Source organism: Bradyrhizobium sp. 1 (genome assembly GCF_023073315.1).
GTDB lineage: Bacteria > Pseudomonadota > Alphaproteobacteria > Rhizobiales > Xanthobacteraceae > Bradyrhizobium.
The window spans coordinates 178,743-186,483 of sequence record NZ_JADPJH010000018.1; the positions used below are offsets into that span (position 1 = coordinate 178,743).

Sequence of the window (7,741 nt, forward strand, 5' to 3'; positions counted from 1 at the left end):
CAGCCCCGCACTGATCTCGCGCTCTATTTTGTCGCTCGCGTATTTGATCGACGCTGATTTGAGACCACCTGATTATGAAACAGGTGGTCAGTACTCGAAAATACCGGGATTTTCCGCAGGAAATTCAACGCCACACACAAGTGGCTAGTCTTGGGTAGCCGCATGGGTATCATCCGAACAAGAAACAGAGCGATGTATTCGCAGACGAGATGCAAGTCCGATGCACGGGACCCTAAGACAAAGCGGGAAGCCAAAACGCAAACGCAATCTATCGGCCGTCACATCCGGCCGTCGATTGTTCGCGGAACGCATCTCGACGACGGACTCCCCCAGAGGGCGCCGCTTCTCTGATCTCGTCCTCCGATACACGGAAGACTGCGGGGGCGACGACAAGATATCGGAGGCGACGCGCAATCTGATCCGTCGCATAGCACTCCTGCAATGCGTCCTCGAAGACTGCGAAGCCGCATATGTGAAGACCGGCGCCACCAGCTTGGATGAGCGGCTTGAATATCAGCGCCTGTCCAACACCCAATCCCGCTTGATGCGCAAGATCGGCTTGCTCGATGTAAAGCCGGAACGCCGGGACGATGAGGACGATCTAGATCCCCTCACCTATATGCGGAATGGCGGCACGCGTCGTTCACACCGCGTTCGTTTAGACGGGGATTGATGCGATGGGTCTCCAACGCATCAGATTACACGATGCAGACGAGACCCCCACCACACCCTCAAAACCAAGACCAGCTCCGCAATCAAGCCACCTCACACTGCTTGATGCGATCGCAGACCCCCGATTGTTTGCGAAGTTCTTCCGTGATCCCGCCTCGTGGATTGCGTGGCGTGCGTTCATTGCGGCGGCCTTCGGCTTGGACATGTCCGAGGAGGAGCTTGCGATCTATCGCAAGTGTACCGGACGGACAGACCCACCCGCGCAGCAGATGCGGGAATTGGTGCTCGTCATTGGTCGGCGTGGAGGCAAGTCGCGCATCCTCGCATTGATCGCTGTCTGGCTTGCATGCTTCCACGACTACCGACCGTATTTGGATGCGGGCGAGCTTGGCGTCGTCCAGGTGCTCGCGGCAGACAAGACCCAGGCCAAAGTTATCCTGCGATATGTCCGGGCGTTCTTCAAACGAGTGCCGATGCTCGCACGCATGATTGCGCGAGACACCCAATTCGGCCTCGAACTGTCCAACTCCATCGCAATCGAGATTGTCCCGGCCTCGTTCAAACAGGTTCGCGGCCGAACCGTTGTCGCAGCCCTCTGCGACGAGATCGCGTTCTGGTCGGACGAAGGCGCGAACCCGGACAAGGACGTCATCGACGCGATCAGGCCGGGCATGGCGACAATTCCCAACGCGATGCTGCTGCTCGCCTCCTCGCCCTACGCTCGCAAGGGCGTGCTCTATTCGATGCACAAGCAGTACCACGGGAAGAACGACAAACGGGTGCTCTGTTGGCAGGCTCCGACCCAAGTGATGAACCCCTCGATTGATCCGGATTTCATTGCGCAGGCATTTACCGACGATCCTGCATCAGCCTCCGCCGAATATGGCGCTCAATTCCGCTCAGACATCTCAAGCTTTGTCACCCGTGAGGCCGTCGAAGCCGTCACGTCCGATGAACGCGAACGGCCTTACCTATCTGAGTTCAAATACTACGCCTTTGCCGATCCCGCAGGTGGCTCCGGACAGGACTCCTATACCCTCGCAATCGGACATGTAGAGAAAGGCGTCTGCATCCTCGATGCGATCCGGGAGGCAAAGCCGCCGTTCTCGCCGAAGGCAATCACGGAACAGTTCGCTACCCTGCTAAAATCCTACCACATCACGAAGGTCATCGGCGATCGGTACGCTGGCGAGTGGCCGCGCGAACAGTTTCTCGAACATCGCATCACCTACGAGCCGAGCGCCAAGCCCAAGTCGCAAATCTACGGCGAGTTTCTTCCGCTGATGATGTCGAAGAAGTGCGAACTCCTCGACCACGCGCGGCTTTCGACTCAACTTGTCGGGCTTGAACGACGGACTGGGCGATCTGGCAAGGACTCGATCGATCACGCTCCCAACGCACACGACGACGTAGCGAACGCCGCGGCCGGCGTCCTCACATCCATGGGCGTGCGTAAATATCGTTACGACGCCAGTTTGGCGTGGGTCGGAGGTCCGAGCGATGACCTCAAGCAGGAACAGAGCCTTGGCGCTCAGAGACTCGTCAACATCATGACCATGAGAGGCATAGGATGACCAACGACTCGATCGTCTACGACAAGCAAGGCAAGCGCGTTCAGCGGGCAAACGGCGTTCTCGCCGATGGCGACCGTATGACCGTGCCGATCACTCTAATGGACTCGGCATCGCGGACAGCAGCCCTCACCCTGCTCGACAGCGGCACTGCACCGAGCCAAGAGCAGCTCGAAATTCTCAGGGACGCACGCAATCGCGACCTTGAGCACCGATGGCAGGGCGGCACGCAGCAGGACACTCAGCCCGCCAGCCACTCTAGCGCTGATCTGATTGCGGCCCGCGACCGGCGCGTCTCAGAAATGTGGAAGCAGCACTGACATCGACCAGCCCCGTCGCGCCGCGCATGCGCGACGGGCACAACATGAAGGATCGACGAAATGACTGAATTCTCTAGTTTGCCTGCGCGCGCAATGGCGAAGTTGGCCGTTTTACAGGATGCCGAACAGCAGGCGCTGACTTTATCGTCGTCCACGACGCGGAAGATTTCCGAGTTGCATCACGCACTCGGTCTCAATCCTAACGGAACCAACGCGGACGTGATGCGGCTCGAAATCGAACGCCAAGAAGGCTTGCAGCGCAAGCATCAAGACCGACATCGCCAATGCATAGACCTTTATGCGAGGGTCCAGCGATATCTCGCAATGCTTCCCGCTGACGTGACGCTCCTCGGCGCGAAGCCGATCAAAACCAAACTGAAGGACGGCGAAAGCCATCTCAGTGCAGTCGAGCGCATTAGGCGAGAGATCGCGGGCCTTGCCTCGGAACGCCTCAGCGTTGAACAGGCGGGACTGACCAGCGCAGAAATGCGGGCGCAGGCCAAGAAGTGGATCACTGAGCGGGCACTGCAGGGACGGCCAACGATCACAGCGACGCATGATAAATTCGAGATCAATTTCGTGGACCCTGCGGCCTACTCAATGCATCTCGATATACCGAGCATGCTTGCGTGGTTCGATCCGGAAGGCATGGAGACAAAGCTGAACGAACTTATCGACAGCATGCCAAAGCCAAAGCTCGCGCTTGCGCCGATCGAGAAGGCAGACAAGCTGAGAGAATTGAAGCGTTCGATCCTTACTCTGGAACGACAGGAAGAGGCGTTGATCGTGGAGGCGGAAGAGGTCGGCACGATCATTCCTCGACGAACCGGCGCTGATCCGCGCGCTATACTCGGCATTGTCGTCGATCGCAGCCGGAAAGCGAACGCAGCATGAGAGTTTCCTCCGTCGTTTTCATCAGTGCGGCGGAGGGAATGGGCTCGGTCAGCGTGGGATGCCGTCCGCGACCGAGCGGCGGGGTAAGTCGAAGAGTGCCCGCCTTTTCAGCAATAACCTTCGACGACCTATGGCTCGGTCTAGTCACCCGGGCGCGATGGGTCTGATTGCGAGCGTCAACCGTGATCAGCCAACCCGCCGTCTCTCGTCAAGCCCCCAGCCCCGAGAGACGGCGGGCATTACTTATTTGGCAGCCGACTTTAGAATACGATCGATATCGGCCTGTGACGGCGCTCGATATCCTTCGGGTACAAACTCGTAGGTGTAGGGTTCGGACTGTGAAGCATTGAGCAAGAAGACTCCTCTTTCGGAGTAAAGAAGGCAGGCATCGTAATCGTCTGGAAAAAACACCACTCTCGTTTTTCCAGCTTTCGCTTCAGCGAACAGCTTTGCCACCGTCAGCTTCACTTCTTCGGTCCGCGCGGCGTGCACCCGCTTCTGTTGCTTCTTTGACTTTACGTTTGACATGACGCTACTCCTCGTTACCCCGCTGCGGGCTGTTCAGGCGCGCGTAGGCGGGCACACTCATGGTGTGGTTTTTGAAAAACGAGGGTTCGGTCTCCATAGCGACGCGAGGTTTGGAAGCTCGCTTTTGATCGCCGAGATCGCGCCTTAGCCCAGAGCTGTGCGGTTACCACCGTATCTTCCTTTCCGCGCTCGACGCTTGGACCGCGAGGTCGAAAAAGTTGGAAGCCTCGGGATGGAGGTCGACTTATGTCCAGCATGGCTGTTCCCAACTCGACACCAACACGCCCCCGCCCACTTCGTCAACGGACGGTGCTTTCCACGGTTAAGCGCTACGCCAAGCCTCTCGGTGCATCCTGTGCGGCAGCCACTATCCCTAGCGGCTGGACTCTTAGTTCTTGTTTTGTTCTAATTAGGCATGACCGATAGACCAGCGAGCTGGCGGATGCCCAAGGACAAGGAGATGAAGAAGCTTGCCCGCGAGGCCGCACTCCAACTGAACCGCGCGATCCCAGACCTTTCCCCAAGCGATCCGACACCGGATCAGTTGTGGAACGCCCTGCTCACTGATCCACGCGCGTCTGGGAAGCCCAAACACCCAGTCCAGCAATGTGCCCTCGCCGACATCAAACAGCACTTACTCCGCGTCGAGTGCCGCCGCTGTCTGCGGACTGTTGAAATTCAGAAGGTAGACGCAATCAGGTTCTACGGAGAACGCGCGATCTGGAAGGACGTTGGCCAACGTCTTCTCGACCAGACCTGTACCAATCGGACAGGCCGCCACGAAGAAGACGGATGTTGGCCGGACTGGATCGCACAACCCTAGCGAGTTTCCATCGACTTCATCGCATTTCCGATTTAGATTTGGTTTTCACCCGCAGTTAGCGAAGGTTATTCGCATGAGGTTGTTTGCAACCGACGTTTTCACTCCCAATCAGTTTCCAGAGTACACCTACATTGAGCGGCCCAAAGAGGATCTAGAGGGCAAGTTACGACGTGCGCTTGCCACGCCGAACGTCATCACATCCCTATCGGGTCCGTCCAAGTCGGGGAAAACTGTTCTCGCGAAGAAGATGGTTGGCGTTGAACATCTGATACATGTCTTCGGAGCGGAAATTACGAGCGGAGCGGCACTTTGGGAACGCGTTCTGAATTGGATGGATGCTCCGAGTAGCGTTACAGAACAGACATCGGAAAGCCGCGCAAACAAGTTTGGTGGTGAGGTCAGCGGGAAGGGATCGATTTTTGTCGCTGAGGCGGCTGGGAAGGGAACGGCAGAAACTACCGGCACAAAATCAACCACTAGCGGCGTGACGAGATCAGATAATAGCCTCGCACATGTTGTCCGAGACATTGCCAACAGTGACTATGTCGTGTTCCTCGATGACTTTCACTACATCCCAGCGGATGTTCAGGAAGACGTGGCAAGGCAGCTCAAGGCCGCGGGAGAGAAAGGGATCAAAATCTGCACCGCAACGGTCCCTCACAGGGCTGATAACGTTGTGCGTAGCAATCCCGAACTGAGGGGCCGACTTGCCCAAGTCGATACGACATTCTGGTCGGCACAGGAGCTGTCAGAAATCGCGAAGGCCGGCTTCGCCAAACTACAGGTAAGCATTCCGCCGGCCAAGTTGATGGACATCGCGCGGGAAGCGTGTGGATCGCCTCAGCTTATGCAGCGAATTTGCCTCGACGTTTGTTTCAACCTTGGGATCGAAAAAGAGTTCGACACTCTCAAGAACTTCGACTTTACCCCGCAACAACTAAGCATGATCCTACAGCAATCGTCGACCCATTCAGATTTCGGCACGATGGTGGCGAACATGCATCAGGGACCGAAAGAGCGCGGAAGCGAACGCCGTGTCCACGACCTCATCGACGGCACAACTGGAGACGTTTACCGCGTTATCCTCCTTGCCCTCGCTTTTGATCCACCGGTGATGGAGGTGCCATACAGCAGCTTGATGTCGCGGATCGAAAAGGTATGCAAGGGAGACGGTCCATCAGCGAGCAGCATCGTGCAAGCTTGTCGCCAGATAGCAAAAATTGCGCTTCGCATCGCGCCGAAGGAGCGGGTTTTAGAATGGGACGATCAAGAGCTGACCGGTACGATGAGCGTGGTCGATCCCTACTTTTTATTTTACCTGCGCCGATCTCGAAAGCTTGACGCCTTGGCAAACAAGCACGCCGCGTCCTGATGTCGGGTGCGAACGATGTCGGGGCTTTACGATTTGCAGGGACAATTATTCGACCAAGCCCAAGCGCGGATGGAGAGCCGAGGTCCGAGCAAAGATTATATGGCTAGCGCTGTCTACGCAGCGGAGGGATATTTTTACGCGGCATATGCCGCTCCGGGATGGGTCCCTGAATTTGTCCGGGGACGGGATGGTCCAGCAGTGTTCCGAGATCACGCGGACGCGGAAGCGAGCGCTCGAGAAATGCTCTTCAATCATTTGAATGCAAACCTCGAAAACGGATGGATAGACGGACTCCGCGCTCCTGATTGACCCTCGCGTGGTTGCGACTCTCAGGCTTCGCCTCGCGCTACCCAAATCCGCTACCTAAAGGGATCGAACAAACCGCAACCGATGCTAACTGGTTGATTTTATTGGTACAGTTGGGTGGGCTCGAACCACCGACCTCCTGTTCCACAGACAGGCGCTCTAACCAACTGAGCTACAACTGCATCCTTGCGAGCCGCCGCGGGGCGCCTGGACAGGCCGGTACCGAGGGGGGCTGGACGGGGCGGAAACTAGGTGCAACGGCCGTTTTTGGCAAGGCCGCAAACGGACGAAAAACCGGGGTAAATCACCCTGAGCGCAATGAAATCGGGCTTGATGGCGACCGTAGCGAGGTTGCGCTCCCCTCGCCCGCCTGGCGGAGACACTCCCCGTGAGGAGAGAGCCCTCTCCCGGCCTCTCCCGCAAGCGGGAGAGGTGAAGAAAAACCCGGGCCTTGCGGGCCCGGGTTTCTTAATCAAATCAGCGCCGATCCGCTCAGGCGGCGGGCGGGTAGAACTTCGCGGCGGAGGCCTTGATCGGCTCGGCGGCGGCCGTGGCGGCCCGCTGGGCGATCTCGGCGAGCTCCTTGGCCTGGGCCTGGAAGGTCTCGAGCTGCGTCTTGGAATGGCCGGTCCACAGCGCGAACGCATCGGACGGCGACTTCACGCTGAACAGCTGCTGGGTGAAGTCGAGCTGGGCGGTGGTGTTCGCCTTCATGAACTCCATCACCTTGGCGGCGTATTCGCTCGCGCCCTTGTGGGCGGTGGTGAACACGGCTTCGACCGTGCCGTTGTGGGTCTCGGCCGCGTCCTTGAACTTGGCGTAGCTCTCGCGGGCCTGCGATACGCCCTTTTCGGCGAACGCACGCATCTGCTCGGGAACCTCGAACGGAATGATCGAGGCAGAAAACGGATCAGTCGCACCTGTCATAGTTGGTCCCTCACGCTAATGAAAAAATGGAGTGAGCCTTCTGGCGCGCCCGCCGGGCCCCTGGGCCTCGCAGTCGGCGGTGCGAAAACTGGAAACGCGAAACAAACGAATGGCTCGTCCAGCGCCAGCGTTATCGATGCCTAACATGTCAACATTGTGCACCGCAATGTGATCCGGGGGTGCAGAGCGAAATTTAATCTCGGAGAGGGTGAGGTTCCCCGGCGGGGGAACTTTTGGTTGAGGTGGTTAGAACCGGGAATTTGGCGAAGGCGAGCCGTTCTTACCCTCCCCTGGAGGGGGAGGGTCGATCGCGCGCAGCGCGAGCGGG

At 58.0% G+C, this 7,741-nt stretch carries 8 protein-coding genes and 1 tRNA gene; 6 read left to right on the forward strand and 3 right to left on the reverse strand.

The annotated features are described in order from the left end of the window. Positions 1–220: 220 nt before the first annotated feature. From IVB29_RS13235 to IVB29_RS13250, 4 genes are all read left to right on the forward strand, one after another. The gene (locus IVB29_RS13235; protein WP_247503814.1) at positions 221–673 is read left to right on the forward strand and encodes a hypothetical protein; all 453 of its coding nucleotides are present in this window, start codon (positions 221–223) and stop codon (positions 671–673) included. 124 nt (positions 674–797) lie between these two features. Further along, positions 798–2,246, forward strand: a complete 1,449-nt coding sequence (locus IVB29_RS13240) for a hypothetical protein (RefSeq protein ID WP_247503815.1) — start codon at positions 798–800, stop codon at positions 2,244–2,246. Further along, positions 2,243–2,563, forward strand: coding sequence for a hypothetical protein (locus IVB29_RS13245; protein WP_247503816.1), 321 nt, complete (start codon positions 2,243–2,245; stop codon positions 2,561–2,563). Before IVB29_RS13240 ends, IVB29_RS13245 begins: the two co-directional genes overlap by 4 nt. Positions 2,564–2,623: 60 nt before the next feature. Then, positions 2,624–3,457, forward strand: coding sequence for a hypothetical protein (locus IVB29_RS13250; RefSeq protein WP_247503817.1), 834 nt, complete (start codon positions 2,624–2,626; stop codon positions 3,455–3,457). Positions 3,458–3,700: 243 nt separating this feature from the next. On the opposite strand, the gene IVB29_RS13255 is transcribed toward IVB29_RS13250, so the two are convergent. Next, positions 3,701–3,985 carry a hypothetical protein gene (locus IVB29_RS13255; RefSeq protein WP_247503818.1) on the reverse strand — a complete coding sequence of 95 codons (285 nt, stop codon included), beginning with the start codon at positions 3,983–3,985 and terminating at the stop codon, positions 3,701–3,703. Positions 3,986–4,427: 442 nt separating this feature from the next. Here IVB29_RS13255 and IVB29_RS13260 point away from each other — a divergent pair, with 442 nt between their 5' ends. Both IVB29_RS13260 and IVB29_RS13265 read left to right on the forward strand, forming a co-directional pair. After that, complete coding sequence (locus IVB29_RS13260) at positions 4,428–4,808, forward strand: hypothetical protein (protein ID WP_346731286.1); 381 nt, start codon at positions 4,428–4,430, stop codon at positions 4,806–4,808. A gap of 73 nt (positions 4,809–4,881) precedes the next feature. Then, entirely contained in the window at positions 4,882–6,180 is a 1,299-nt protein-coding gene (locus IVB29_RS13265) for a hypothetical protein (RefSeq protein ID WP_247503820.1), read from the forward strand. A 411-nt stretch (positions 6,181–6,591) separates the two neighbouring features. On the opposite strand, the gene IVB29_RS13270 is transcribed toward IVB29_RS13265, so the two are convergent. Both IVB29_RS13270 and IVB29_RS13275 read right to left on the reverse strand, forming a co-directional pair. Further along, positions 6,592–6,668, reverse strand: a tRNA-His gene (locus IVB29_RS13270). A 310-nt stretch (positions 6,669–6,978) separates the two neighbouring features. Next, a complete protein-coding gene (locus IVB29_RS13275) occupies positions 6,979–7,413 on the reverse strand; it encodes a phasin (RefSeq protein WP_247503821.1) in 435 nt (144 codons plus the stop codon). Between the last annotated feature and the right edge of the window lie 328 nt (positions 7,414–7,741).

Bases quoted from the DNA above. Each gene is read 5' to 3' on its own strand.
- IVB29_RS13250 (WP_247503817.1), top strand. From the start codon at position 2,624: ATGACTGAATTCTCTAGTTTGCCTGCGCGCGCAATGGCGAAGTTGGCC.
- IVB29_RS13245 (WP_247503816.1), top strand. From the start codon at position 2,243: ATGACCAACGACTCGATCGTCTACGACAAGCAAGGCAAGCGCGTTCAG.
- IVB29_RS13265 (WP_247503820.1), top strand. From the start codon at position 4,882: ATGAGGTTGTTTGCAACCGACGTTTTCACTCCCAATCAGTTTCCAGAG.
- IVB29_RS13275 (WP_247503821.1), bottom strand. From the start codon at position 7,413: ATGACAGGTGCGACTGATCCGTTTTCTGCCTCGATCATTCCGTTCGAG.
- IVB29_RS13255 (WP_247503818.1), bottom strand. From the start codon at position 3,985: ATGTCAAACGTAAAGTCAAAGAAGCAACAGAAGCGGGTGCACGCCGCG.
- IVB29_RS13260 (WP_346731286.1), top strand. From the start codon at position 4,428: ATGCCCAAGGACAAGGAGATGAAGAAGCTTGCCCGCGAGGCCGCACTC.
- IVB29_RS13235 (WP_247503814.1), top strand. From the start codon at position 221: ATGCACGGGACCCTAAGACAAAGCGGGAAGCCAAAACGCAAACGCAAT.